This is a genomic window from Streptomyces sp. NPDC005866, assembly GCF_040629895.1.
Lineage (GTDB): Bacteria > Actinomycetota > Actinomycetes > Streptomycetales > Streptomycetaceae > Streptomyces.
On sequence record NZ_JBEXWP010000003.1, the window covers coordinates 405,047 to 429,539 of the forward strand.

Genomic DNA, 24,493 nt, shown 5'->3' on the forward strand with positions numbered 1-24,493 from the left:
GGGGTGTCGTCTGGGCCGTCACACGCCGTACCCGTCGCCGTATCCGTCACGGTGGTGATGGTGCCGTTCCTCCTCGACGACCGTCGTGGGCGGCACCATGACCCGCCGGCGGCGGGCGATGTTGGTGAACGTGGCGACCCCGATGATTCCGACGGCCATCAGGATCAGGCCGACGACGTCGAGGTTGACGCCCTGCATGTGCCAGTCGGTCGCGAACGTGAGGATGGCCCCCACGGCGATGAGGATGATGCACCCGCCGAGCCCCATGAGTGTTGCCTCCCCTTCAGGTTCGGTGGTTTCGGTCCACGTCGGGTACCCCGGGGCGGGCGAGACATGTGCAACTAGCCTTCCAGGAAAGCCGTCAGTGCGTTCGCGAGGAGGAACGGGTCGTCGGCGCCGCACAGTTCGCGGGCGCTGTGCATGGACAGGATCGCCGCGCCGATGTCGACGGTCTGGATGCCGTGGCGGGCCGCGGTGATCGGACCGATCGTGGTGCCGCAGGGCATGGAGTTGTTGGAGACGAAGGTCTGGAAGGGGATCCCGGCCTTGTCACAGGCGGCGGCGAAGACGGAGCGGCCCGAACCGTCCGTCGCATAGCGGTTGTTGACGTTGACCTTGAGGATCGGGCCGCCGTTGAGGCGGGGGTGGTGTGTCGGGTCGTGGCGCTCCGCGTAGTTGGGGTGGACGGCGTGGCCGGTGTCGGAGGAGAGACAGACGGTGGCCGCGAAGGCTCTCGCCCGGTCCTCGTAGGATCCGCCGCGCGCGAGCACCGAGCGCTCCAGCACGTTGCCGAGCAGTGGGCCGTCCGCGCCGGTGTCGGACTGGGAGCCGGTCTCCTCGTGGTCGAAGGCGGCGAGCACCGGGATGCAGGGGAGCCGGGGGCCGCCCGCCGCCACGGCCGCGAGGGCCGCCGTACCGGCGTGCACGGACAGCAGGTTGTCCATCCGGGGGCCGGCCAGCATCTCCCGGTCGCGGCCCAGGTAGGCCGGCGGTTCGATGGCGTAGGTCATCAGGTCCCAGCCGGTCACCGAGCCGGGGGGCAGGCCCGACTCCTGCTCCAGGAAGGCGATCAGGTCGCCGTCGCGGATGTCGTCGCCGAGTCCCCAGATCGGCTGCAGATGGCGCTGCTTGTCCAGCTTGAGCCCGTCGCTGCTCACCGCGCGGTCCAGGTGGATGGCGAGCTGGGGGACCCGCAGCAGCGGCCGGCACACGTCGACCAGGCGGGTCGAGCCGTCATGCAGGCTGAGACGGCCGGCCAGGCCCAGGTCCCGGTCGAGCCAGGAGTTCATGAGCGGTCCGCCGTAGACCTCCACGGCGACCTGGCGGAAGCCGTGCGCCCCGGTGTCCGGGAGGGGCTTCACCCGCAGGTTCGGGGAGTCGGTGTGCGCGCCGACGATCCGGAACGGCGTGTGGGGTGCGGCGCCCTCCGGGACGTACCAGGCGATGATCGCGCCGCCGCGCAGCACGTACTTGCCGCCCGCCGTCCCGTCCCAGGCGTCCGTCTCGGCGACCTGCCGGAAACCGGCCTTTTCCAGCCGCTCGCCGGCGTTCGCGACGGCGTGGTACGGCGTGGGACCGGCCGCGAGGAAGGACATCAGGTCGTCGGTGTGGCCGCGATCGAAGCGGGCTGGTGCGCTCATGCTCTTCACCTTAACGACGTACGGTGGCCCGCTCCCCGGCGAGGGAGCGGGCCACCGTGGGCGATCCGGGCCGATCAGAACGCGGCTTCGTCGAGCTCCATCAGGTCGAGGTCGACGTCGGCCGCGACCTTGCGGGCCAGGGTGACGCTCGGGAGCACGTTGGCCGCGAAGAACTTCGCCGCCGCGATCTTGCCGGTGTAGAAGGCCACGTCCTTGGACGACAGAGCCTTGGCGGACGCCGTCTCCAGCTTCTCCGCGGCGACCGCGGCGCCCTTGAGCAGCAGGTAGCCGACGATCACGTCGCCGGAGGCGAGCAGCAGGCGGGTGGTGTTCAGGCCCACCTTGTAGATGTTCTTGACGTCCTGTTCGGTGGCGGCGAGGTCGGTCAGCATCAGGCCGACGATCGCCTCCAGCTCGACGGCCGCCTTGGCGAGGTGCTCGCGGGCGCCGGCCAGTTCCTCGCCGCCCGTGCCGAGCGCCAGGAACTTCTTGATGTCCTCGGCGAGGGAGTTCAGCGCCGCGCCCTGGTTGCGGACGATCTTCCGGAAGAAGAAGTCCTGGCCCTGGATCGCGGTGGTGCCCTCGTAGAGGGTGTCGATCTTGGCGTCGCGGATGTACTGCTCGATCGGGTACTCCTGCAGGAAGCCGGAGCCGCCGAAGGTCTGCAGCGACTGGGCGAGCTGCTCGTAGCCCTTCTCCGAGCCGTAGCCCTTCACGATCGGCAGCAGCAGGTCGTTCAGCGCGTGCTCGGTGGAGGCGTCCTCGCCGGTTGTCTCCTTGACGGCGATGGCGTCCTGGATGGAGGCGGTGTAGAGCACCAGCGCGCGCATGCCCTCGGCGTACGCCTTCTGGGTGATCAGCGAGCGGCGGACGTCGGGGTGGTGGGTGATGGTGACCTTGGGCGCGCTCTTGTCCATGAAGTTCGCGAGGTCGGGGCCCTGGACGCGCTCCTTGGCGTACTCAAGGGCGTTGAGGTAGCCGGTGGAGAGCGTGGAGATCGCCTTCGTGCCGACCATCATGCGCGCGAACTCGATGATCCGGAACATCTGGCGGATGCCATCGTGCTTGTCGCCGATCAGCCAGCCCTTGGCCGGGTGCCGGTCGCCGAAGGTCATCTCGCAGGTGTTGGAGGCCTTGAGGCCCATCTTGTGCTCGACGTTCGTGGCGTAGACGCCGTTGCGCTCGCCCAGCTCGCCGGTCTCGAAGTCGAAGAGGTACTTGGGGACGAGGAACAGCGACAGCCCCTTCGTACCCGGACCGGCGCCCTCGGGCCGGGCCAGCACGTAGTGAAGGATGTTCTCCTCCATGTCGTGCTCACCGGAGGTGATGAACCGCTTCACGCCCTCGATGTGCCAGGAGCCGTCCTCCTGCTGGATCGCCTTGGTCCGGCCGGCGCCGACGTCCGAGCCGGCGTCCGGCTCGGTGAGGACCATGGTCGAACCCCAGGTCCTGTCCACGGCGAGCTGCGCCCACTTCTTCTGCTCCTCGGTGCCCTCCTCGAAGAGGATGCGGGCGAACGCCGGGCCGGAGGAGTACATCCACACGGCCGGGTTGGCGCCGAGGACCAGCTCCGCGTACGACCAGATCAGCGACGGGGGAGCGGTCGTACCACCGATCTCCTCGGGGAGGCCGAGGCGCCAGTACTCGGAGTCCATGAAGGCCTTGTAGCTCTTCTTGAAGGACGCCGGGACCGGCGCGGTGCTGGTCTCCGGGTCGAAGACCGGCGGGTTGCGGTCGGCGTCGGCGAAGGACTCGGCCAGCTCGTTCTCCGCGAGCCGGGTCAGCTCCGCCAGGACGCTCTTCGCGGTGTCGGTGTCCATCTCGGCGAACGGGCCGGTGCCGTACAGCTTGTCGCGACCGAGCACTTCGAACAGGTTGAATTCGATGTCGCGGAGGTTGGACTTGTAGTGCCCCATGGTGACGGCTCCGTATCCGGATTCGGCGAGGCACTGACTCCTCGCGCAAGCGTTCATATACCAACGAGTAGCTACGATGATGCTACCCGTCGGTAATAAGACACAACCCCCATCGGGTGAAGTGTGAGAAGGGTCTACCTTCTCGCGGAGGCGGCGCGCCTCGGTAGGCTTGCGTGCATGTACGGATACGGCCAGCCCACGGACGGTGGCGCCGCTCAGCAGCAGTACGCCTCGCCGCAGCAGACGCCCGGCGGCCCCGGCGGGTACGGCCAGCAGCCTCCGCTCTATCCGGAGCCGTCCCCGCCCTCGCTCGCGGACGCGGTGCGCGCCTTCACCACGGGTCAGCTGACCGCCGAGGACTTCCAGCAGGTCTTCGCCACGTCCAAGGTGTACTGCCCGCGCGGCGACAACCCCGGTTTCCTCGCCCTGCACAACACCCAGCAGCCGGTGATCCCGATGTTCACCTCGCTGAAGGAACTGCGCCGGTACGCGGGCAAGGAGTCCAAGTACTTCGTGATCACGGGCGCGGAGGTGATCGACCTCCTCCCGACCGGCTACGGCTTCGTCCTGGACATGGAGGGCGAGCACCGGATGGTCTTCGACGCGAAGGCGGTCGAGCAGATGGTGGACTTCGCGATGCGGCGGATGTACGGCTAGACGTCGCCTCTCCCTTGGCATGACGGCCTCCCCCGCACGGCGGGCCACCGCCCCCGGGAAGACCCGGTCCCCCTTTGTCGCGGCCATGCCATAGGCTGCCCGGCAGCCGCGCCCCACGCGCAACCGCTCTTCCGCGGTCGTGTGCGGGTGCCGCGCGGCGCTCTCATCCACCCGGCGAACCCGGGTTCTCACTGGGGGTTCAATCACTGTGCGTATGCGCAGCACTTCGGTCGGGACGGCGCTCGTGGTTCTCTTCGGCTCGGCGGCGCTGAGTGTCGTGGCGGCGGGGACCGCCTCGGCAGCCCCCGCCGTCCTCACCACGCCCGTCGGTCTCGTCGCCGACGGCGCAGTGAAGCGTGTCTTCGTCGCCGACGAGGCCAACGGCCGGTCCTGGCCACCGACTGCAACGGCACCCTCGTCGACCTGAACGTCGGCTTCGGTGACGTCAGTGGCCTGGCGCTGTCGGACGACGGTGCCACCCCGTACGCGGCCCAGGCGTCCGGTCACGCGATCCTGGCGCTGGGCGCGGCCACGAACGGCAGGTCGGCCGTGCAGTTCAGCGCCCCCGGCGAGTCCGGCATCCGGGGCGGATGCGTTCGGTGTACGTCAACGGCTCGTCCGGCGACACCGTGAACTCCACGACGTACGGGGCGTGGAAGTACATCTACTTCAGTAACTGATCCACCGATCAGGGGATGACGGGGCCCGGAGGGAATGTCCTCCGGGCTTTCCCTGTTAGGGGTGACAGAAAGTTCAACGCTCAACTAAAGTGGGCGTACCAAGGAGGTACCGACCATGCCTGCAGTGACCGTCGAGAATCCGCTGACCCTCCCCCGGGTGGCCGCGCCGGCCGACGCCGTGGCCCGTCCCGTGCTCGCCGTCACGACCGCGCCGAGCGGTTTCGAGGGCGAGGGCTTCCCGGTGCGCCGGGCGTTCGCGGGGATCAACTACCGCCATCTCGACCCGTTCATCATGATGGACCAGATGGGTGAGGTGGAGTACGCGCCGGGCGAGCCCAAGGGCACGCCGTGGCACCCGCACCGTGGCTTCGAGACCGTCACCTACATCATCGACGGCGTCTTCGACCACCAGGACAGCAACGGCGGCGGTGGCACCATCACCAACGGTGACACCCAGTGGATGACGGCCGGCTCCGGTCTGCTCCACATCGAGGCGCCGCCGGAGTCCCTGGTCATGTCCGGCGGTCTCTTCCACGGCCTGCAGCTGTGGGTGAACCTGCCGGCCAAGGACAAGATGATGGCGCCGCGGTACCAGGACATCAGGGGTGGCAACGTCCAGCTGCTGACGACTCCCGACGGCGGCGCGCTGCTGCGCGTCATCGCCGGTGAGCTGGACGGTCACGCCGGTCCCGGCATCACGCACACGCCGATCACAATGGTCCACGCGACGCTGGCCCCCGGCGCCGAACTCACGCTTCCCTGGCGCGAGGACTTCAACGGTCTGGCGTACGTGCTGGCCGGCAAGGGGTCGGTGGGCGCGGAGCGCCGCCCGGTCCACCTGGGCCAGACGGCCGTCTTCGGCGCGGGTTCGTCGCTGACCGTCCGCGCGGACGAGAAGCAGGACTCGCACACGCCGGACCTGGAGGTCGTGCTGCTGGGCGGCCGGCCGATCCGGGAGCCGATGGCCCATTACGGCCCGTTCGTCATGAACACCAAGGACGAGCTGATGCAAGCCTTCGAGGACTTCCAGAAGGGCCGCCTGGGCACGATCCCGGCGGTACACGGGATGACGGAGACCGGCCCGCAGGCGTAACGGTCCTCGTCGACTTCTCGTCGACCAAGCGGGTGGGTGAGCCGGGATCCGGCTCACCCACCCGGTCGTGTACGGCAGGCACCCACCGGCTCCGCGTGATCGGCTGGTGCCGTGTCGCTGTTGCCCGAGCCCGTGCGCCGGTTCGCCGCCTGGTGTGCCGTGCTGCTGCTGGCCGCGGGCGTCGGCTGGATCGGCATCCGGCTCTGCTCGGAGCTCCGCACCGCGGTGATCCCGGTACTCCTCGCCCTCCTCGGCACCGCCCTGCTCGGGCCGCTGTACCGGCGGCTCGTCGCGTCCGGAGTGCAGCGGTCCCTCGCCGCCGGGCTCACCTGCGTCGCCGTGGTCGCCGTCGTCGGCGGGGCCGTCTATATCGTCGTGGCCGCGCTCATCGACACCGGCGGCCAGATCATCACGTCACTGAAGAACGCGGCGCAGTCGCTCGCCCAGCACTTCGGGGCCGCCGGGACCTCGCTCGACGACCTGGCCGCCAACGCCAAGGAACTGCTGAGCAAGTTCGGCGGGACGGCCGCCTCCAACGTCATCAGCGGCGTGAGCGTGGTCGGCGAGAGCATCGGCATGGCCGTCCTCGCCCTGCTGCTCGTCTTCTTCTTCCTCCGTGACTCGCATCTCGTCGTGGAGTCCATCCGGGCCGTGGCGCCCGGCGGCAGCGCCGATCTGCTGGAGGGCATGGCCCGTCGTGCCTTCGAGGGCATCGAGGGATTCATGCGCGGGACCACCGTCATCGCGTTCATCGACGCCGTCTGTATCACCGTCGGCCTGCTGGTCCTCCGGGTGCCGGGCGCCGTCGGACTCGGCGCGCTCGTCTTCGTCGGCGCCTACATCCCCTACCTGGGCGCCTTCATCTCCGGTGCCGTCGCCGTACTGGTCGCCCTCGCCGACCGGGGTTTCGTCATCGCGTTGTGGGCGCTCGGCGTCGTGCTCGCCGTCCAGGTGCTGGAGGGGCATGTGCTGCAGCCCATGATCCAGAGCCGGACCGTGCAGATGCACCCGGCGGTGGTGATGCTGGCCATCACCGCGGGGGCCTCCGTCGCCGGAATCCTGGGCATGCTGCTCGCCGTACCGCTCACCGCGGCCGCCTTCGGGGTCGTACACGAGCTCAGGGCCAGGTACGCGACCGCGCCCCCCAGCCCTCGCTAGCCCTCGCTCTCGTACAGCTCGAACCAGATGCTCTTGGCCGCCCCGCGCGGGTCGACGCCCCACGCGTCCGCCAGGACTTCGATCAGGACCAGGCCGCGGCCGGAGGAGGCCAGTTCGCCGGGGCGGCGCTTGTGCGGGAGGTCGTCGCCGGCGTCGGTGACCTCGACGCGCAGACGGCGCTCGGCGGGCCGGCCGGAGACCTCGGCGAGCAGCAGGGCATCCGCGTCGGTGTGCACCAGGACGTTCGTGAGCATCTCGGAGACCAGCAGCACCGCCGAGTCGACCTGGTCGGGCGAGCCCCAGTCGTGCAGCAGCTCGCGCAGCTGCTGACGGGCCTCGGCGATCCGCTCGGGCTCGTCCTGGGCCACCGACAGCAGCGTGCGGCGTACCCGGGGCCGTACGGCTATGGGACCGTCGCCGCGCCCGGCGCCCGGCCGGGACAGCAGCAGGACCGCGATGTCGTCCTCGCGACGGTCGGACAGCGGGCCGGTGGTGTGGTGCGAGGAGGGACCCTGCACGGCCTGGACCAGGGCGTCGGCCAGCTTCTCCAGGTCGCCTTCGTGGTCCTCCAGGATCCCCCGGACCCGCTGCCAGCCGGTCTCGATGTCGTGGCCACCGGTCTCGATCAGGCCGTCGGTGCAGATCATCATGATCTCGCCGGGTTCGAGGACGAACCGCGAGGTCGGATAGTCCGCGTCGGGGTCGATGCCGAGTGGCAGCCCGCCCGCCGTCGGCCGCCGCAGCACCGTGCCGTCGGCCATCCGGGTCGCCGGGTCGAGATGCCCCGCGCGGGCGATCTCCAGCATCCCGGTCATCGGATCCGCCTCGACGTACAGGCAGGTCGCGAAGCGCAGGTCGGAGATCTCCTCGTCGGCGGTGATCCCGTGCAGGAAACGGGAGGCGCGGGAGAGGACCGCGTCCGGGCGGTGGCCCTCGGAGGCGTAGGCACGCAGCGCGATCCGGAGCTGGCCCATGATGCCCGCGGCCCGTACGTCATGGCCCTGGACGTCACCGATGACCAGGGCGAACCGGCCGGACGGCAGCGGGATCATGTCGTACCAGTCGCCGCCCACCTGGAGTCCGCCGCCGGTCGGGATGTAGCGGGCGGCCGCGTCCATGCCGGGTATCTCGGGGCCGAGCGTCGGCAGCATGGAGCGCTGGAGGCCGTCCGTCAGTTCCCGCTCCGAGTCGGCGATCCCGGCCCGGGACAGGGCCTGCGCCAGCATCCGGGCCACCGTGGTGAGCACGGACCGCTCGTCGGGCGTGAACGACACCGGGTAGGCGAAGCCGGCCATCCAGGCGCCCATGGTCCGCCCGGCCACCGTCAGCGGCAGGAAGGCCCAGGACCGGCGGCCGAAGCGCTCGGCCAGTGGCCAGGTCACCGGGTAGCGGGACTTGTACTGCTCGGGGGAGGAGAGATAGACGGCCCGGCCGGCCCGCACCACCTCCGCCGCCGGATAGTCGGTGTCCAGCGGCATGCTGGTGAAGAGGCTGTCCTCGTCGATCTGCTGGCCGTGGTGGCCGATCATCACCAGCCGGTCGCCCTTGGCCCCGAAGACGATCAGCCCGTCCGGGGAGAACCCGGGCATCGACAGGCCCCCCGCGACCCGCAGCACCTCCTCGGTGGACCGCGCTTCGGCCAGCGCCCGGCCCGCGTCCAGCAGGAACGCCTCACGCGAGCGCCGCCAGTCGCCGGTGACCGGATGCTGGGCGGCGGTGCCGGGGGACGGCTCGGTGACCTCCTGGAGGGTGCCCGTCACCCGGTAGACGCGCTTCTCCGAGTCGTACACCGGTCTGAAACGGCTGCGTACCGTGCGGATCAGCCGGCCCCGCTCGTCCATGACCCGCAGCCGTACCTCGGCGAGCGTGCCCTCGATGGCGGCCAGCCGGGTGATGCTCGTGTTCTCGTTCCAGTCCACGGGGTGGAAACGGGACCGGACCAGGGCCTCCGACAGGATCGACGGCTCGGCCGGCAGCCCGATGAGCCGCGCGGCCTCCGCGTCGGTGGTGACCAGCCCGGTGGCGGTGTCCCAGTGCCACAGCCCGGTCGCGAGGGCGGCTAGGACGTCCTCCACGGCGGGCAGGGGCTCGCCTGTTCGCATTGCCCCACTTTAAGAAGATGAGATCGAAGAGTGCCACTGTTCCGGAAGGGATTGGTGGGACTGAGACCATCGACACTGTCCGCGGTCAGCACTCACCTTCGCCCGCCATTAATGGTGGGGAGGCGATCTTGGGGTGCCCGGTACCCTTGATGGGTCCGGGCACCATGGCCCGTGCCCGCCGAGGAGAGCACCTCGGCAGAACCCGAAGAAGAGGAACATCCGACGATGCATCGGTACAGGTCCCACACCTGCGGCCAGCTCCGCGCCTCTGACGTCGGCACCGACGTCCGGCTGAGCGGCTGGCTGCACAATCGGCGCGACCTGGGTGGCATCCTCTTCATCGATCTGCGCGACCACTACGGCATCACGCAGCTCGTCGCTCGCCCCGGCACCCCGGCGTACGAGGCCCTGGACAAGTTCTCCAAGGAGTCCACGGTCCGGGTCGACGGCCGCGTTGTTTCACGTGGAACCGAGAACATCAACCCCGACCTGCCCACCGGCGAGGTCGAGGTCGAGGTCGGCGAGGTCGAGCTGCTCGGCGCGGCCGCCCCGCTGCCGTTCACGATCAACACCGAGGACGGGGTCAACGAGGAGCGGCGCCTGGAGTACCGCTTCCTGGACCTGCGCCGCGAGCGCATGCACCGCAACATCATGCTGCGTACGGCCGTGATCTCGGCCATCCGCCACAAGATGGTCGCCCTCGGTTTCAACGAGATGGCCACCCCGATCCTCACCGCGACCTCCCCCGAGGGCGCCCGTGACTTCGTGGTGCCCTCGCGCCTGAACCCGGGCAAGTTCTACGCCCTGCCGCAGGCCCCGCAGCAGTTCAAGCAGCTGCTGATGATCTCCGGCTTCGACCGCTACTTCCAGATCGCGCCCTGCTTCCGCGACGAGGACGCCCGCGCCGACCGCTCGCCGGGCGAGTTCTACCAGCTCGACGTCGAGATGAGCTTTGTCGAGCAGGAGGACGTCTTCCGCCCCATCGAGCAGCTGATGACCGAGCTGTTCACGGAGTTCGGCGGCGGCCGTGAGGTCACCTCGCCGTTCCCGCGGATCCCGTTCCGCGAGGCGATGCTGAAGTACGGCTCCGACAAGCCGGACCTGCGCGCCCAGCTGGAGCTGGCCGACATCACCGACATCTTCGAGGGCTCGGAGTTCAAGGCCTTCGCCGGCAAGCACGTCCGTGCGCTGCCTGTGCCGGCGGTCCAGGACCAGCCCCGCAAGTTCTTCGACCAACTCGGTGACTACGCCGTCTCCCTCGGCGCCAAGGGCCTGGCCTGGGTGCGCGTCGGCGAGGACGGCTCGCTCTCCGGCCCGATCGCCAAGTTCCTCACCGAGGAGAACGTCGCCGAGCTGACCAAGCGGCTCCAGCTGGCCCCCGGGCACGCCGTCTTCTTCGGCGCGGGCGAGTTCGACGAGGTCTCCAAGATCATGGGCGCGGTGCGGGTGGAAGCCGCCCGTCGTGCCGGGCACTTCGAGGAGGACGTCTTCCGGTTCTGCTGGATCGTCGACTTCCCGATGTTCGAGAAGGACGAGGAGACCGGCAAGATCGACTTCTCGCACAACCCGTTCTCGATGCCCCAGGGCGGCATGGAGGCCCTGGAGACCCAGGACCCGCTGGACATCCTGGCCTGGCAGTACGACATCGTCTGCAACGGCGTCGAACTGTCCTCCGGCGCGATCCGGAACCACGAGCCGGACATCATGCTCAAGGCGTTCGGTATCGCGGGCTACGACGAGGAAACCGTCGAGCGTGAGTTCGCCGGCATGCTGCGCGCCCTCCGCTTCGGCGCCCCGCCGCACGGTGGCATCGCCCCGGGCGTGGACCGCATCGTGATGCTCCTCGCCGACGAGCCCAACATCCGCGAGACCATCGCCTTCCCGCTCAACGGCAACGCCCAGGACCTGATGATGGGCGCGCCGACCGAACTGGACGAGGCCCGGCTGCGCGAGCTGCACCTCTCCATCCGGAAGCCGCAGCCGAAGTAGCGAGCCGGCCTGGGAAGGCCGGCGTCGATTTCCAGCCCCCTTGCGCGCGGGAGTGCGCAAGGGGGCCGTTTTCCAGCCGGCTGATCCTCATGGGCGGCCGGTACGTCAGGTGTCGTACCGGCCGTCCCACGGCTCGCCGAAGCCCAGGCGGTCCGGGTACAGCTCGGCCCACGGGCCGTCCTCGTCCTCCTTGGCCACCAGGCCGAACAGCACGCCGTCGACGGTGAGCCGGAACGGGCGGATCGCTATGTCCGTGTACGTGCGCCGGGGCAGGCTGCGCAGCATGGTCGCCAGCCGGGCACGGGCCCGGGACAGCACCGAGTCCGTGCCGTCCGGGTCCCGCTGCTGCTCGGCCCAGCTGCCGGCGCACCAAATCTGCGAGTCGCGGTAGCGGCCCTCGGCGTCGAAGAGATGGAGCACGGAGTAGAGCCGCTTCTCCTCCTCCCAGCCCTCGTCGAGCCGGAACCCCTCGGGGAACGCGTACGTGACCGACGCCAGGAACTGTCCGTCGGAATAGCGGCCGATCGCCTCAGTACGGCCGTGCGGCTCGTAGGCGATCGGGATGAGCTCAGGGGTCATGGCGAAACCATACGGATGTGTCGTGGGCATGCGCAGGTGGGGTCGGGTGAGTGCGGAAAAACTCCCGGCAACCTTTTCGCTCTCAACAACCACAGAGGAACCGGAAGCCCGTTTTCGCCGGGCTCATCCGAAGTAGTCGTCCGTCCAGTAAGCACGTAAGGACTCCCCCGTGGCATCCTCCGGTTCCGGTACGACCGGTGGCGCGAGGGCCGACTCCGCGCACACGTTCACCGTCTCCACCCGCGCCCAGTTGGTGAAGGCCCTCGGGTCCGTCTCGGACACCACCCCGCGCGTCATCAAGGTCAAGGGCACCATCGACGCCAACACCGACGACTCGGGCAAGAAGCTGACCTGCGCCGACTACGCGGCCGGCACCGGGTACTCGCTGTCGGCGTACCTGAAGGCGTTCAGGTCTCCAAGTTGCTGAGCGGCGACGGCACCGGCTCCGTCGCGGGAAGCGGCAACCTCGTCAACGGCACGACGACGGACTGGTCGCGCCTACAACGCCGCGCGGTGACGCCGGGGCCCGAACGGGGGCGGCGGCGGCACCGACGGCGAGTCCTGCGTCGAGATCGCGATAGCCCCCGCCATCATCCACGTCCGCGACTCCAAGCACCGGGACGCCAGCCCACGCCTCGCGCTGGCGCTAGATGCCTGGGCGGACTATGTGGCGTACACGGCGCAGAGCTGACCCCTCAACTGCACTAGTTCCGCGCCTGATTGTCGTGCGGGCGTTGTCGTACCGCTCAGAACGACGTAACAGAGACGGGTGTGGTGACGTAATACGTCACAGCAGCCGTCCGTTGCGCCGAAGCAGGAAGCCCCACACGGGGCCGAGGCTCGCGTCGTCCAAGAGGAGGGTGTCCGACCAGTTGCGCTGCTCGATGGGCGCCAGCAGAGACTCAAGGGTGCACGACCAGGCCTCGCACAGGGAGCGCAGGAAGTACCCGTCGAGATCACCGGAAATGCGCCACCATCTCTTCTGCCAAGTCAAGGTCGTGTCGTTGCGCGCGGACTCGTAGGCGGCGTCGCGGTTTTCCGTGTATGGGAAGACCTCGGACAGGGGTGAGCCTGGGTATTTCTCGCAGATGAGTATCCAGTCGTCAGGGAGCTCTATCCGCTGCCAGGAAAGATAGTGGTAGACCCCTGGCGGTCTGGTGTTCCAGGCCAGGGGGGTTCCGACAGTCAGGAAGATCTGGTCACGCTGCGCGGCCCACTCGGCGATGCCGGACGGGCGCATCGCGCCCTGTGATGTGAGAGCGAAGGCCACATCGTCAGGGAGCGTGCTGAACGCTCGGTACAGAGTGCCTGCCAGTTCCAGCTGGAGGGGTTCCCCGAACTGCTCCGTGTCGCGTAATTGTTGTTCCTGGGTCCGTATCCACTGCCGTACCTGTTCCTGGTTTGCGACCAGGTCGGCTCGGTCCCGTGAGGCACGGCTGGGCCGCCCGGCGAGGTATCCGACGAAATTTACTGACCGGTCGGCCAGGAAACCACTGATCGTCACGATTCCCCAGTATCGGTGACCACCTCGGTAGTACGCGCCGTTCCAGAGCGTGGCAAGCCCGATGCGGGTTCCTGCTTCATCCAGCAGTTCGGTGGCCCGTGCGGCGAACTCGTCGCGCATCTCCAGGCGCTGCTTCTCCTCTCCGATGTTCCAGGTATCGGAGACGGCAGGATAGAGACGGTCGAAGACCTGCTCCGGCGACGCGGTGGCCAAGGAGAATGGGGCGAGGGTGTCACCCGCGACCGAGGCTGGTTCCCAGGTGTGGATGGGCACCGAGTTCTCCAGGACCAGGCGCTGGATCAGCTGGCTGAGCCGATCGTCCTCCGTGTTGTATACGAGGCCCTGTACGTCGTTCGGACTCTTCTTGAGAGTGACGCGAACTGTCGTACCTTCTGGCACCCAGCCGGGCATGGGCATGGGCGTCAGCAGCGGACGGCGCGAAGGGCCATCGAACGTGAGACGTCGGGCGTCCTGGACCGAGTAGTCGTAGCGACGGGTGATCAGTTCGACCTGGTCGCCGAGCAGGAAAACCGAGAAGAAGCCGATGCCAAACCGGCCACTGGGTTTGAAACCGCCACTAGCCAGTCCGGGGAGTCGATTGCGGAGGCCGGGGGAACTCCAACCACTGTTGCCGAAGTCGAGCAGTCCGTGGATGAGTGTCTCCTCGTCCATGCCCACTCCGTTGTCACGGACTTCCAGGCACCAGGAGCCGTCGGTCTCTGTCAGGCGGACTTCGATCCGCCCGTCGGGGAAGTCCGGTTGTAGCGCCTGGCGGGCAACGACGGCGTCCTGGGCGTTCTGAACCAGTTCACGCAACGCCACTTCGGGTTCGTTACCGTACAACTGTTCTCCGCCCAGACTCCTGACCAGGGCGGGGACATCGGAGACCTTGATGGTCGCGTCGATGGGGCGCCAGTCCTGGACACGGAAGTGCTCGGCGAAGCGCTCCGGGGAGTCGACTCCGGCGACGGCGCGGGCTGCGAGCCGGTCCCTGCCGAGGTCGTGGAGAAGGGCGTCGACCGCTTTCAACTCTTGGTCGACCCCGCGCAGATAATCGAGGGCCAGCCACCAGGAGGATGCGTCCTCCGGAAGAAAGGGCCGCTGTGAGGTGTACGTGACGCGGTCACCGTTCAGGTCTGGGCGGCCGACGTAGGTCTGAAAACGCCAGTGCTCGCGGGAGGTCCCCTGCGGATTGCGGAGCGCGAACAGCAGTGTCGGAGCGCGACGGCCGTCGATCTGGGCCGCGTCGGCCAGCCGCAGGATGCAGGCCAGCTTGAGTGGATCGATGGTCCAGTCGCGTGACTGCCACGGCCACGAGTTCAACCTGCGGCGGAACTCGTCGGCGAGCCGGTCCACCGGCCACCAGTGGCTGGCCGCCAGAGTGCCGATCAGCGGGCCGTACGCCTCGCGCAATCGGACATCGTCGATGAGGTAGATCTCGTTGCCCGCGCTGGACCGCCAGGCCTGGTCCACCAGGCGACGTGCCTGCTCAGCGTGTGATTCGCGGATCGCGGTGGCGCGGCAGGCGTCGGCGATCTCGGCAGGTGGCACGTCGAGCTGATCCTGATTCGGCCAGCATCCTTCCTGACGGTAATAGGCCACCGACAGTAGATCGCGCCATCGCTCCTCTCCCAGGGCCGCGGGCACGCCGGTCTCGTATGCGGCCTCGCCCATGGCGGCGTCGTGGAGTACGAAGGCACAGCCCAGCACATACGCCTCCGCGGGATTCAGCGTCACGGCCTCTCCACACACGAGATCGGCCGTTTCCCACAGGGCGTCCACGTGAGTGATGTCGTGCACCGTGAAATCCGGCATGCTGCGCGTGTTCTCCTGGAGGAGCACGGCTGCTTTCGCCCTCAGTTCGAGATACGACGCGCGCAGCCGCTCGCGCTGTTCGGTATGGGGGTCGTCACCCGAGCGTGCGGCAAGGGTGCTCTGCCACAGAGACGTGCTGGTGTAGTCGTGCTCGGACACCGGGGACGATCACCTCATTGCCGGCAGGAGGAAGAACGCGGCGATCAGCCACATCGTGATCACCGAGAAGATGATGAAGAGCAGCACATATGTCTCGTACCAGCGCAAGAAGTTGCCCGGCCGGGGGCGCTTTCGGAATCCTGGGCCTACGACCTCGTCGGTGATGTCGCACTCTTCGTTGCGGTAGTCGAGCCAGTTCATCGCTCCTACCACGATCAGGATGCTGGTGAACGCGGCAACCACCGTGACGAGGGCGAGTAACCCGATGACTCCGCCTCTCGCGGTGGCCGGTGCCAGATCCCACTTTCGGTAGCCGACGAAGAGGGCGAGGGCCGCGCTGACGAGTGCTGTCGCGAGCGTCTGGTAGAGGGCGAGGAAGCGGTACGCGTTCTCGTTCACCGCGTGGATCTGCTGGAGGATGTAGCGGTACCGCTCCAGCGCGAACTCATTACGGACCGAGGCCGTTTCCGGCCTGGTCTCCCCCGGTGCCGCCATCGCCCCCCACCTGTCCGATTCAGCAGCATAGGCAACTCGCGGCTGCCCGGCTTCAGTTTCGCCGACACTCGTGGGACAGGGCCAGGGTGCCGTACGGCCATATGTCGTGGATCACGACTCCCGCGCGGAGACCACCTTCCGTGAGCCCCAGTTCAAAACGACTCCGTCGGCGACCCCTGCGGCTGTCGTACCGGACGGCCGGCGAGTTCCAGCGCATGGCGAATCGCTGCTTCGACAGACGGCTGGGTCCCGCATGTTTTCGTCGCCCTGATCGGAGCCTCTTATGCGCATCGCTCATGACGTCGTCACCGTCCTCGCGGCCCTGCTGGCCGGTTTCTCCGGCACGGTCCTGCTGCCGCGTGCCGAGTGGATCGTCAAGGCGCTCACCGACTACCGGGTGCCGCGCGCCTGGTGGACCCCGTTCGGACTGGCCAGGGCCGCCGGCGCCGTGGGCCTGCTGGCCGGGCTGTTCGTGCCGGTCGTCGGGGTGCTGGCGGCGGTGGGACTGCTGCTCTACTTCACTGGGGCCGTGATCGCCGTGGCCCGGGCGGAGTGGTACTCCCATATCGCGTTCCCGCTGGTCTACGCCGCTCCGGTGGCCGGAGCACTGGTGCTCGGCCTTATGAGCTGACACGCGAACGGCCCCTTGGCTCCGTCGAGCGGAGTCAGGGGGCCGAGGGCGTGCGGCGGTGGTATGGCTGTCAGGCCTCCGTGCCGCCGAAGCGCTCCTTGTACGTCTCCAGGTCCTCGTCCGTGAGCTTGGCGAAGAGGACCGGGGGGACCGTGAAGGGGGTGCCGGAGGGGACCGTGGTGAGGGTGCGGGCCTCTTCGGGGGTGACCCAGGTGGCCGTGTCGTCGGTCAGCGTGAACGCCTCGCGCATGGTCTTCGCCGTCGCCGGGATGAAGGGTTCCGAGACCACCGCGTAGAGGTGGATCAGGTTCATCGCCGTGCGCAGGGTCAGGGCCGCGCCGTCCTTGTCGGTCTTGATCTCCAGCCAGGGGGCCTTCTCCTCCAGGTAGGAGTTGCCGGCCGACCACAGGGCGCGCAGGGCCGCGGCGGCCTTGCGGAACTGGAGGGTCTCCATGTGCGACTCGTACTCGGACAGGAGGGTCGAGATCTCCTCGCCCAGCTTTGCCTCCGCCTCGCCGGGCTCGCCGCCTGCCGGGACCTCCTCGCCGAAGCGCTTCTTCGAGAAGGACAGGACGCGGTTGACGAAGTTGCCGAGGGTGTCGGCCAGGTCCTTGTTCACCGTGGCCGTGAAGTGCTCCCACGTGAAGGAGGAGTCGTCCGACTCGGGGGCGTTGGCGATCAGGAAGTAGCGCCAGTAGTCGGCGGGCAGGATCGCCAGGGCCTGGTCCGTGAAGACGCCTCGCTTCTGCGAGGTCGAGAACTTGCCGCCGTAGTACGTCAGCCAGTTGAAGGCCTTGACGTAGTCGACCTTCTTCCACGGCTCGCGCACGCCGAGTTCCGTGGCCGGGAACATCACCGTGTGGAAGGGGACGTTGTCCTTCGCCATGAACTCCGTGTAGCGGACGTTGTTGTCGACCTCGTACCACCAGGACTTCCAGTCGCGGTTCTCCGGGTCCTGGTCCGCCCACTCCTTTGTGGCGCCGATGTACTCGATCGGGGCGTCGAACCAGACGTAGAAGACCTTGCCCTCCGCCGCCAGCTCCGGCCAGGTGTCGGCCGGGACCGGGACGCCCCAGTCCAGGTCACGGGTGATCGCACGGTCGTGCAGGCCCTCGGTCAGCCACTTGTGGGCGATGGAGGAGGCCAGCTGCGGCCAGTCCTTGTCGTGCTTCGCGACCCACTCGCGGACCTCGTTCTCCAGCTTGGACTGGAGGAGGAAGAGGTGCTTGGTCTCGCGGATCTCCAGGTCCGTGGAGCCGGAGATCGCCGAGCGCGGGTTGATCAGGTCGGTCGGGTCCAGCACGCGGGTGCAGTTCTCGCACTGGTCGCCGCGGGCCTTGTCGTAGCCGCAGTGCGGGCAGGTGCCCTCGACATAGCGGTCAGGGAGGAAGCGGCCGTCGACCGGCGAGTACACCTGGCGGATGGACCGCTCCTCGATGAAGCCGTTCTCATTGAGCTTGCGGGCGAAGTGCTGGGTGATCTCGCGGTTCTCGGGGGAGGAACTCCGGCCGAAGTAGTCGAACGCGAGTGCGAAGCCGTCGTAGACCGCCTTCTGGGCGTCGTGGGCCTGGGCGCAGAATTCGTCCACAGGGACGCCCTGCTCCTTGGCGGCGAGCTCGGCGGGGGTGCCGTGCTCGTCCGTCGCGCAGATGTAGAGGACGTCGTGGCCGCGCTGGCGGAGGTACCGGGAGTACACGTCCGCCGGGAGCATGGACCCCACCATGTTGCCCAGGTGCTTGATCCCGTTGATGTACGGAAGGGCGCTGGTGATGAGGTGTCGAGCCATCGGGGGCTGCTCCCAGGTCGGATGTGTTGCTGCTTTTGCGAACCTTGAAATCGTAGCCGACATGTGTATGCCGCCCGCCTCCCCTTTTACGGGGTGAGAAGCGGGCGGCACAGGAGAGGCAGGTGCTAAGGGCGCCAGTCGATCAGGACGCCGTCGTAGAGCTCCGCGTCCGTGAGCTCCAGGGGGGTCGGGCCCGCGTGGAAGAAGGCCGTGTTGTCGGTCTTCAGCTTGCGGAGGTAGTCGAAGGCCTTGTTCTCGTGCTCGCCGAACGCGACGAACGAGAAGAACACCGAGGGGTGGGTCTTCGCGGCGTCGGTGAGGGACTGGGTGGCGGGGGTCTTGGCGTCGGGGGCGCCGTCGGTCTGGAAGACGACCAGGGCGGGGGTGCCGGGGGTGACGTTCTTGTCGTAGTGCGCGAGCACGGCTTCCACGGCGGCGTGGTAGCTGGTACGGCCCATGCGGCCGAGGCCGGCGTGCGCCTCGTCGATCGCGTTCTCGGGGGAGGCGGGGGTGAGGTCGGTGGTGCCGTCGACCTCCGTGGAGAAGAAGACGACGTGGACGGTGGCGGAGCCCGTGTCCGTGTTCGTGACCTTGGCCGGGGCGAGGTGGGTCGCGAGGGCCAGGGTCTGGTCGGCGAGGGCCTGGGCGGAGCCGTCCTTGTAGTACGGGCGCATGCTCGCGGAGCGGTCGAGGACGAGGTAGGTGGCGGCGCGGGTGCCGGTGAGGCCGGCCTTGGCGAGGGCGGCGGCCGCGGCGTCGTTGTCGGCGGCGGCCTCGGCTTCGCCTTCGGCGTGTTCGTTCCCACCCGCACCACTCGTGACAGTTTCGTTGTCGGGTGCGGGTGGCCCCTGCGGGGCGGATTCGCCGTCGGCGGCTGCGGCTGCGGCGGGTGCCGGGGTGTCGGTCTCGGCTGCCGCCTCGGCCTGGTCCGGAGCGGCTTCGGGGGCGGGCTCCGCGACCGTCTCGGCGACCGGTTCGCGTTCGCCCTCCGGGGAGACCTCGGGCTGGGGGGTCGGCTCGGCCTCGGGCGTCGTCTCGGACACCGGCTCGGGCTTGGGCGTCGCCTCGGCCTCCGGCGCGGGGGCCGCCTCGATCCCCGGCTCGGGGTCGCTGTTCGTCTCGGCGACCGGTTCCGGCGTCGTGGTCTCGGCAGCCGCCTGTACGGGCTCGTCCTCGGCCTCCGCCGCCGAGGCGCTCCCGTGCTCTGCGGCGTTAGCGGGCTCCGGCGCCGTAACCGGCTCGGGCTGGCCCTCCGGCTGGGATTCGGGCGTCGGCTCGACAACCGCCTCGGCGACCGGCTCGGCCTCGGGCTCCGGCGTCGGCTCGATCACGCTCTCCGACTCCGACTCCGGCTTGACCTCGGCCTCCGGCTCAGCCACCGCCTCCGCTTCCGGCGTCGACTCAACAGCCGCCTCGGCCTCCGGCTCCGTGACCGGCTCGACATCGGCTTCCGGTTCAGCCGCTACCTCAGCCTCAGCCTCGGCGTCAGTCACCGGCTCCGCAGTCACCTCAGCCACGTCCTCGGCCTCGGCATCCGGCGCAGCCACCGGCTCGGCCTTGGCCTCCGGCTCAGCTGTCGCCTCCGCCTCGGCCGTCGTCTCAGCGTCCGCCTCAGCCTCAGCCTCAGCGTCCGCCTCAGCCGTCGCCTCAGCCTCAGCGTCCGCCTCGACCGTAGCCTCAGCGCCGACCTCAGCGTCCGCCTCAGCCGTAGCCCCCGCCCCCGCCGGCGCCTCCGGCCTGACCTCGATCTCCGGCTCGATCGTTCGTGACGCCTGCTTCGGCACGGTCACGTTGTCGAATGCCGCAGACACCAGATCGTGCTCGTCGGTCTCCGCCAGGCGGGGTTCCGGGACCACCGCCGGGGCGGCCGGTTCCGGTGTTTCCTGCGTCGGCGCCGGTGCCGGCGCCGGCTGGGAAGGGAGCTGGTCTGCACCCTCCGCCTCGGCGGGGCGCGGCTTTCGCGACCGACCGAATGCGTTCCGCAGGAGAGTGAGAATGCCCATGTGCGCAACCCTTCGCGTGAGTTGATACCCGTCAACCGCTGGCCAGGACGGACACGTAAGGTTAGCGGCCCCAGGTTGCGATCTTGGGGAGGGTCGGCGACTCCTGTCGGGCGTACGGCGGTCGAGTTCCGGCCCGTTCTCAACTCCCCCTCGGTTGCCTTTGGTTCATCTTTCGTTCATTCGACGGCTGTTCGTGCGCACAACCACACCCCTAACGTCACGCTCACATCAAAGGCTTGCAAGGGGAGAGTAAAGTGCGCAAACTGCTGCCGATCGTCGGAGCGTCGTCCGGGTCGCACCCGGGTGGGAGGTCCGCCCTCACCTGCCGGTTCCGGTGTGGTGACGCCTGCTTCCACGAGGTACCCAACACCAGCGCCAACGCATACGTCGGCGACGTCATCGCCGGGGCCCTCAGCCGCCGTACCGCCATGCGGGCCGCCGCCGTCGTCACCGTCGCCGCCGCGGCCGGGAGTGTGAGCGTCGGGGGTGCCCCGGTCGCCGCCGCGGCGACCGGAGAGGCGTCCAGAGGCGCGTCCACCTCCACATCCGGCGCCCGCGGGCTGCGGTTCGACCCCGTCGCCCCCAACACCACCGACGCCGTCGTCGTCCCGGGCGGCTACGCGCAGAACGTCGTCATCCGCTGGGGCGAGCCCATACTCCGCGGCGCCCCCGCCTTCGACCCCGAGAACCAGACCGCCGCCGCCCAGGCCGGGCAGTTCGGGTACAACAACGACTTCCTCGCCCTCCTCCCGATCCCGGGTGAGTGCGACCGGCAGCTGCTCGTCGCCAATCACGAGTACACCGACGAGATTCTGATGTTCCGGGGGTACGACGCCGCCAATCCGACGCGGCAGCAGGTGGAAGTCGCCTGGGCCGCTCACGGGTTGGCCGCCGTCGTCGTGGCGGAGGACCGGCGTACCGGTGCGCTCACCGCCGTACCCCGTCACCACCTCAACCGCCGGGTCACCGCCACCACCGAGTTCCGCCTCACCGGGCCCGCGGCCGGCAGCGACCTGCTGAAGACCTCCGCCGACCCGACCGGCCGCAAGGTGCTCGGGACGCTGAACAACTGCTCCGGCGGGACCACCCCGTGGGGCACCACGCTGCACGGCGAGGAGAACTTCAACCAGTACTTCGCCAACAGCAGCCGGCCGACGGACAAGCGGTACGGCATCGGGACCGGCGCCACCGAGCGCAAGTGGGAGCGGTTCGACAAGCGGTTCGATGTCGCCCAGGAGCCCAACGAGGTGCATCGGTTCGGCTATGTGGTGGAGTTCGATCCTTACGACCCCGACTCCACCCCTCGTAAGCACACCGCCCTCGGACGGTTCAAGCACGAGGCCGCCACCGTGCGGCTCACCGAGGACGGGCGGCCGGTCGTCTACACCGGTGACGACGAGCGCTTCGACTACTTCTACAAGTTCGTCGGCAGCAAGAGGATGAAGAAGGGCTCCAGCAGGGCGGTGCGGGAGCACAATCTCTCGCTGCTCGACGAAGGAACCCTGTACGTCGCCAGGCTCACCGGGGACTCGCCCGCCGCCGAGATCGACGGGACCGGGAAGCTGCCCTCCGACGGGGAGTTCGACGGCAGCGGGGAGTGGATTCCGCTGGCCACCGCCACGGCGGACGGGGCCGTGTCCCACGTCGAGGGCATGAGCGCCGACGAGGTCTTCGTGTTCACCCGGCTCGCCGGTGACAAGGTCGGCGCCACGAAGATGGACCGGCCCGAGGACATCCAGCCCTCGCCGAAGACCGGCAAGGTGTATGTCGTCCTCACCAACAACACCAACCGCGGTGTCGGCTCCAACGCCAAGGCCGACGAGGCCAACCCGCGCAACGCCAACAGGCACGGGCACATCCTGGAGCTGACCGAGCGGCACAATCGCGCGGAGAGCCTGACCTTCGGCTGGTCGCTGTTCCTCGTCGCCGGTGACCCGGACGACCCGGCCACCTACTTCGCCGGGTTCCCCAAGGACGACGTCAGCCCCATCTCCTGCCCGGACAACGTCGCCTTCGACCCGTACGGCAACCTGTGGATCGCCACCGACGGCAACCAGCTCGGCTCGCACGACGGGCTGTTCGGCGTTGCCGCGCGCGGCTCCCGGCGCGGTGAGCTGAAGCAGTTCCTGACCGTGCCGACCGGCGCCGAGACCTGTGGGCCGATCGTGCAGGACCGGCGGGTACTCGTCGCCGTGCAGCACCCGGGTGAGATCGACGGGGCGAGTGTGGAGAAGCCGGCGAGCACCTGGCCGGACGGGGCCGGAAAGATCGTCCGGCCCGCCGTGGTCGCTGTCTGGCGCAAGGACGGCTCCGACATCGGCGTCTGAGACAGAGGAGTCAGTGCGGGGTCGCGATCGCCCTGGCCGCCGCCACCTCCTGGCGCAGTGGTTCCAGGACGCTGTCCGCCGGGCCCGTGAGGTCCGTGCGGACGGCGGTCAGGGTCTCGGCCTCGCGGACCGCCTCCGCCAACTCACGTAGTTGCCGGGCGACCTGGTCCACCTCGGCCCGGGCCGGGGGCGGTGCTCCGTGCCGTACCCGGACCCGGGCCGCCGTCGTCGCGTCGACGATGCGTTCCACGGCGACGACGAGGGGCCACCAGGCCGCCGCCCGGCGTCCCGTCGGCGGCGGCTCGGTCAGGGCGCGCTGGAACTCCGTACGGATGGTGGACAGGTCGCGGTAGAGGCGGCGGCGCATCCGGGCGCGGGCGCCGGGGTCCGCGCTCTCCTCGAAGGCCAGGTCGACATAGTCCGCGGTGTCCGCGACCGCGTCGGCGAGGCGGTCGCCGACCCGGGTGTGCCAGCTCTCCGGCCACAGCAGATACCCGGCGATCAGCGCGATCCCGCAGCCGATCAGGGAGTCCACCAGCCGGGGCAGGAGCAGGCCGGTGCCCTGGTGGTTCAGCACGTCGGACAGGAGCAGGATCACCGGGGTGATCGCGGCGGTCTGGAAGCCGTAGCCCCGGGGAGTCAGGGCCGGGATCAGGGGTGCCAGGACCATCATCACGGGTACGTCCCACCAGCCGCGCGGGACCAGGGCGAGGACCGTCGCCGCCACCACCAGGCCGGCCACCGTGCCCAGCGCGCGCAGCAGCGCCCGGGAGAAGACCGAGCCGAAGTCGGGCTTGAGGACGAAGGTGATGGTGAGGGCGACCCAGTAGGAGCGCGGGACCGGGATGAGGGACACCAGTGCCTGCCCGATGCCGATGCACAGGGCGAGGCGGATGCCGTAGCGCCAGGAGTTGGCGGACAGCACGACGTTGCGGGCGGCGCGGGCGGTGCGGATGCCGAGGGCGGCGGGGCGGCCGAGGCGGTCGTCGATGCCGCGCGGGTCGACCTCGGGCGAGGTGGCGACCTCGGCGACATGCCGCAGGGCGTGGTCCACGGCCCGGGCGGTCTCGTTGACCGGCTCGGGGAGGTCGAGTCCTATCGGACCGGTGTAGCCGGTGTCGATGGCGTCGGCGATGTGCTTGACCGCCGCCGGGACCTCGGGCGGCAGCGGCCTTCCGGCGAGCCGGGCGGCGGGGGCGGCCTCCACCACCGGGGTGATCGCGTTCAGCTGGGCCAGCATGCGGGTGAGTTCGCGGTTGCGGCCGCCGTACCGGGCGCGCCGGGCGAGGATCAGGTCGTACGACTGGTTCAGCGACTGGGTGACGGTGCGCCGGGCGCGGTCGTACTCCTCGGCGTCGGCCGTGCCGATGCCCGTGAGCTGGTCGGCGACCGTGCGGTAGGTGGCGGCGACCGCCGAGCGTTCCGGTACGCCGGAGCGCAACGGCCAGGACAGCAGGGCGAGCAGCAGGACCAGCAGGCCGCCGCCGGTCATCAGGACGGGCGTCAGCCACCAGGCGCCGGGCAGCGGCAGGCCCGCTCCGATCACGGAGTTGAGCAGGAGCAGCAGTCCGGAGACCGAGGAGACCGCGCCGATCGTCGAGATCATCCCGGAGATCAGCGCGACGCCGGTGATGACGGCGACCGTCAGTGCTCCCTGGCCGTAGACCAGGGAACCGACGGTGACGCCGACGGCGCCGAAGAGCTGGGGGACCGCGATGTTGAGGATCCGCATCCGGTAGGCGTCGGCGGTGTCCCCGATGACCCCGGACAGGGCGCCCATGGAGGCGAGGGCGCCGTACGCGGGCTGTCCGACTGCGAGCCCGACGGTGAGCGGGAGGGCCATGCCGACGACGGCACGGGCGAGGGCGGGCCAGTGGAGTGGCGGGGCCTGCTGGGGCCGGAGGTTCCTTACCAGCCAGTCGGGAGGGGTGAGGCCGATGGGGAACTCGCGGGACATGC

Annotated in this window: 17 protein-coding genes and 2 pseudogenes; 9 read left to right on the forward strand and 10 right to left on the reverse strand. The window is 69.3% G+C overall.

The annotated features are described in order from the left end of the window. Window positions 1–18: 18 nt before the first annotated feature. The 3 genes from ABZ396_RS06660 to ABZ396_RS06670 form a co-directional block, all read right to left on the reverse strand. Window positions 19–267 (reverse strand): DUF6458 family protein, encoded by a 249-nt coding sequence (locus tag ABZ396_RS06660; protein ID WP_358921706.1) that lies wholly within the window; start codon window positions 265–267, stop codon window positions 19–21. Window positions 268–341: 74 nt separating this feature from the next. Further along, a complete protein-coding gene (locus tag ABZ396_RS06665) occupies window positions 342–1,640 on the reverse strand; it encodes a M18 family aminopeptidase (protein WP_358921708.1) in 1,299 nt (432 codons plus the stop codon). A gap of 74 nt (window positions 1,641–1,714) precedes the next feature. After that, on the reverse strand, window positions 1,715–3,556 hold the full coding sequence (locus ABZ396_RS06670; RefSeq protein ID WP_358921710.1) for an acyl-CoA dehydrogenase: 1,842 nt from the start codon (window positions 3,554–3,556) through the stop codon (window positions 1,715–1,717). A gap of 177 nt (window positions 3,557–3,733) precedes the next feature. On the opposite strand from ABZ396_RS06670, the gene ABZ396_RS06675 reads away from it, so the two are divergent. From ABZ396_RS06675 to ABZ396_RS06690, 4 genes are all read left to right on the forward strand, one after another. Beyond that, complete coding sequence (locus tag ABZ396_RS06675; protein ID WP_358921712.1) at window positions 3,734–4,213, forward strand: SseB family protein; 480 nt, start codon at window positions 3,734–3,736, stop codon at window positions 4,211–4,213. A 214-nt stretch (window positions 4,214–4,427) separates the two neighbouring features. Continuing rightward, window positions 4,428–4,640, forward strand: a complete 213-nt coding sequence (locus ABZ396_RS06680; RefSeq protein ID WP_358921714.1) for a hypothetical protein — start codon at window positions 4,428–4,430, stop codon at window positions 4,638–4,640. Between the two features lie 368 nt (window positions 4,641–5,008). Beyond that, on the forward strand, window positions 5,009–5,986 hold the full coding sequence (locus ABZ396_RS06685) for a pirin family protein (RefSeq protein WP_358921716.1): 978 nt from the start codon (window positions 5,009–5,011) through the stop codon (window positions 5,984–5,986). A 111-nt stretch (window positions 5,987–6,097) separates the two neighbouring features. After that, window positions 6,098–7,144 (forward strand): AI-2E family transporter, encoded by a 1,047-nt coding sequence (locus ABZ396_RS06690; protein WP_358921718.1) that lies wholly within the window; start codon window positions 6,098–6,100, stop codon window positions 7,142–7,144. Here the strand turns inward: ABZ396_RS06690 and ABZ396_RS06695 are convergent. Next, window positions 7,141–9,246: a SpoIIE family protein phosphatase gene (locus ABZ396_RS06695; protein WP_358921719.1), complete on the reverse strand. Its 2,106-nt coding sequence runs from the start codon at window positions 9,244–9,246 to the stop codon at window positions 7,141–7,143. The genes ABZ396_RS06690 and ABZ396_RS06695 overlap by 4 nt on opposite strands. 225 nt (window positions 9,247–9,471) lie before the next feature. Between ABZ396_RS06695 and aspS the strand changes: the two genes are divergently transcribed. Then, window positions 9,472–11,235, forward strand: a complete 1,764-nt coding sequence (gene aspS / locus ABZ396_RS06700; protein ID WP_358921720.1) for an aspartate--tRNA ligase — start codon at window positions 9,472–9,474, stop codon at window positions 11,233–11,235. 105 nt (window positions 11,236–11,340) lie between these two features. Here the strand turns inward: aspS and ABZ396_RS06705 are convergent, their stop codons facing one another. After that, window positions 11,341–11,814 carry a hypothetical protein gene (locus ABZ396_RS06705; RefSeq protein WP_358921722.1) on the reverse strand — a complete coding sequence of 158 codons (474 nt, stop codon included), beginning with the start codon at window positions 11,812–11,814 and terminating at the stop codon, window positions 11,341–11,343. 172 nt (window positions 11,815–11,986) lie between these two features. On the opposite strand from ABZ396_RS06705, the pseudogene ABZ396_RS06710 reads away from it, so the two are divergent. Both ABZ396_RS06710 and ABZ396_RS06715 read left to right on the forward strand, forming a co-directional pair. After that, a pseudogene (locus ABZ396_RS06710) lies at window positions 11,987–12,223 on the forward strand (pectate lyase); the annotation flags it as partial. A 150-nt stretch (window positions 12,224–12,373) separates the two neighbouring features. Continuing rightward, window positions 12,374–12,505, forward strand: a pseudogene (locus ABZ396_RS06715) (DUF397 domain-containing protein); the annotation flags it as partial. Between the two features lie 96 nt (window positions 12,506–12,601). Here ABZ396_RS06715 and ABZ396_RS06720 read toward each other — a convergent pair. Together ABZ396_RS06720 and ABZ396_RS06725 are read right to left on the reverse strand one after the other, a co-directional pair. Beyond that, window positions 12,602–15,292, reverse strand: a complete 2,691-nt coding sequence (locus ABZ396_RS06720) for an ATP-binding protein (RefSeq protein WP_358921724.1) — start codon at window positions 15,290–15,292, stop codon at window positions 12,602–12,604. Window positions 15,293–15,301: 9 nt separating this feature from the next. Continuing rightward, window positions 15,302–15,787, reverse strand: coding sequence for a hypothetical protein (locus tag ABZ396_RS06725; protein WP_358921726.1), 486 nt, complete (start codon window positions 15,785–15,787; stop codon window positions 15,302–15,304). 283 nt (window positions 15,788–16,070) lie between these two features. Between ABZ396_RS06725 and ABZ396_RS06730 the strand changes: the two genes are divergently transcribed. After that, entirely contained in the window at window positions 16,071–16,418 is a 348-nt protein-coding gene (locus tag ABZ396_RS06730) for a DoxX family protein (protein WP_358921728.1), read from the forward strand. Between the two features lie 70 nt (window positions 16,419–16,488). Here ABZ396_RS06730 and metG read toward each other — a convergent pair whose 3' ends face one another. Both metG and ABZ396_RS06740 read right to left on the reverse strand, forming a co-directional pair. After that, complete coding sequence (gene metG, locus ABZ396_RS06735; RefSeq protein ID WP_358921730.1) at window positions 16,489–18,204, reverse strand: methionine--tRNA ligase; 1,716 nt, start codon at window positions 18,202–18,204, stop codon at window positions 16,489–16,491. A 125-nt stretch (window positions 18,205–18,329) separates the two neighbouring features. Next, the gene (locus ABZ396_RS06740; protein WP_358921732.1) at window positions 18,330–20,207 is read right to left on the reverse strand and encodes a VWA domain-containing protein; all 1,878 of its coding nucleotides are present in this window, start codon (window positions 20,205–20,207) and stop codon (window positions 18,330–18,332) included. A gap of 254 nt (window positions 20,208–20,461) precedes the next feature. On the opposite strand from ABZ396_RS06740, the gene ABZ396_RS06745 reads away from it, so the two are divergent. After that, window positions 20,462–22,534, forward strand: coding sequence for a PhoX family protein (locus tag ABZ396_RS06745; protein ID WP_358921734.1), 2,073 nt, complete (start codon window positions 20,462–20,464; stop codon window positions 22,532–22,534). Window positions 22,535–22,544: 10 nt separating this feature from the next. Here the strand turns inward: ABZ396_RS06745 and ABZ396_RS06750 are convergent, their stop codons facing one another. Next, window positions 22,545–24,491: an FUSC family protein gene (locus tag ABZ396_RS06750; protein ID WP_358921735.1), complete on the reverse strand. Its 1,947-nt coding sequence runs from the start codon at window positions 24,489–24,491 to the stop codon at window positions 22,545–22,547. Between the last annotated feature and the right edge of the window lie 2 nt (window positions 24,492–24,493).

Coding starts and splice junctions, on each gene's coding strand:
- ABZ396_RS06660 (WP_358921706.1), bottom strand. CDS start 267: ATGGGGCTCGGCGGGTGCATCATCCTCATCGCCGTGGGGGCCATCCTC.
- ABZ396_RS06665 (WP_358921708.1), bottom strand. CDS start 1,640: ATGAGCGCACCAGCCCGCTTCGATCGCGGCCACACCGACGACCTGATG.
- ABZ396_RS06670 (WP_358921710.1), bottom strand. CDS start 3,556: ATGGGGCACTACAAGTCCAACCTCCGCGACATCGAATTCAACCTGTTC.
- ABZ396_RS06675 (WP_358921712.1), top strand. CDS start 3,734: ATGTACGGATACGGCCAGCCCACGGACGGTGGCGCCGCTCAGCAGCAG.
- ABZ396_RS06680 (WP_358921714.1), top strand. CDS start 4,428: ATGCGCAGCACTTCGGTCGGGACGGCGCTCGTGGTTCTCTTCGGCTCG.
- ABZ396_RS06685 (WP_358921716.1), top strand. CDS start 5,009: ATGCCTGCAGTGACCGTCGAGAATCCGCTGACCCTCCCCCGGGTGGCC.
- ABZ396_RS06695 (WP_358921719.1), bottom strand. CDS start 9,246: ATGCGAACAGGCGAGCCCCTGCCCGCCGTGGAGGACGTCCTAGCCGCC.
- aspS (WP_358921720.1), top strand. CDS start 9,472: ATGCATCGGTACAGGTCCCACACCTGCGGCCAGCTCCGCGCCTCTGAC.
- ABZ396_RS06705 (WP_358921722.1), bottom strand. CDS start 11,814: ATGACCCCTGAGCTCATCCCGATCGCCTACGAGCCGCACGGCCGTACT.
- ABZ396_RS06725 (WP_358921726.1), bottom strand. CDS start 15,787: ATGGCGGCACCGGGGGAGACCAGGCCGGAAACGGCCTCGGTCCGTAAT.
- ABZ396_RS06730 (WP_358921728.1), top strand. CDS start 16,071: ATGCGCATCGCTCATGACGTCGTCACCGTCCTCGCGGCCCTGCTGGCC.
- metG (WP_358921730.1), bottom strand. CDS start 18,204: ATGGCTCGACACCTCATCACCAGCGCCCTTCCGTACATCAACGGGATC.
- ABZ396_RS06740 (WP_358921732.1), bottom strand. CDS start 20,207: ATGGGCATTCTCACTCTCCTGCGGAACGCATTCGGTCGGTCGCGAAAG.
- ABZ396_RS06750 (WP_358921735.1), bottom strand. CDS start 24,491: ATGTCCCGCGAGTTCCCCATCGGCCTCACCCCTCCCGACTGGCTGGTA.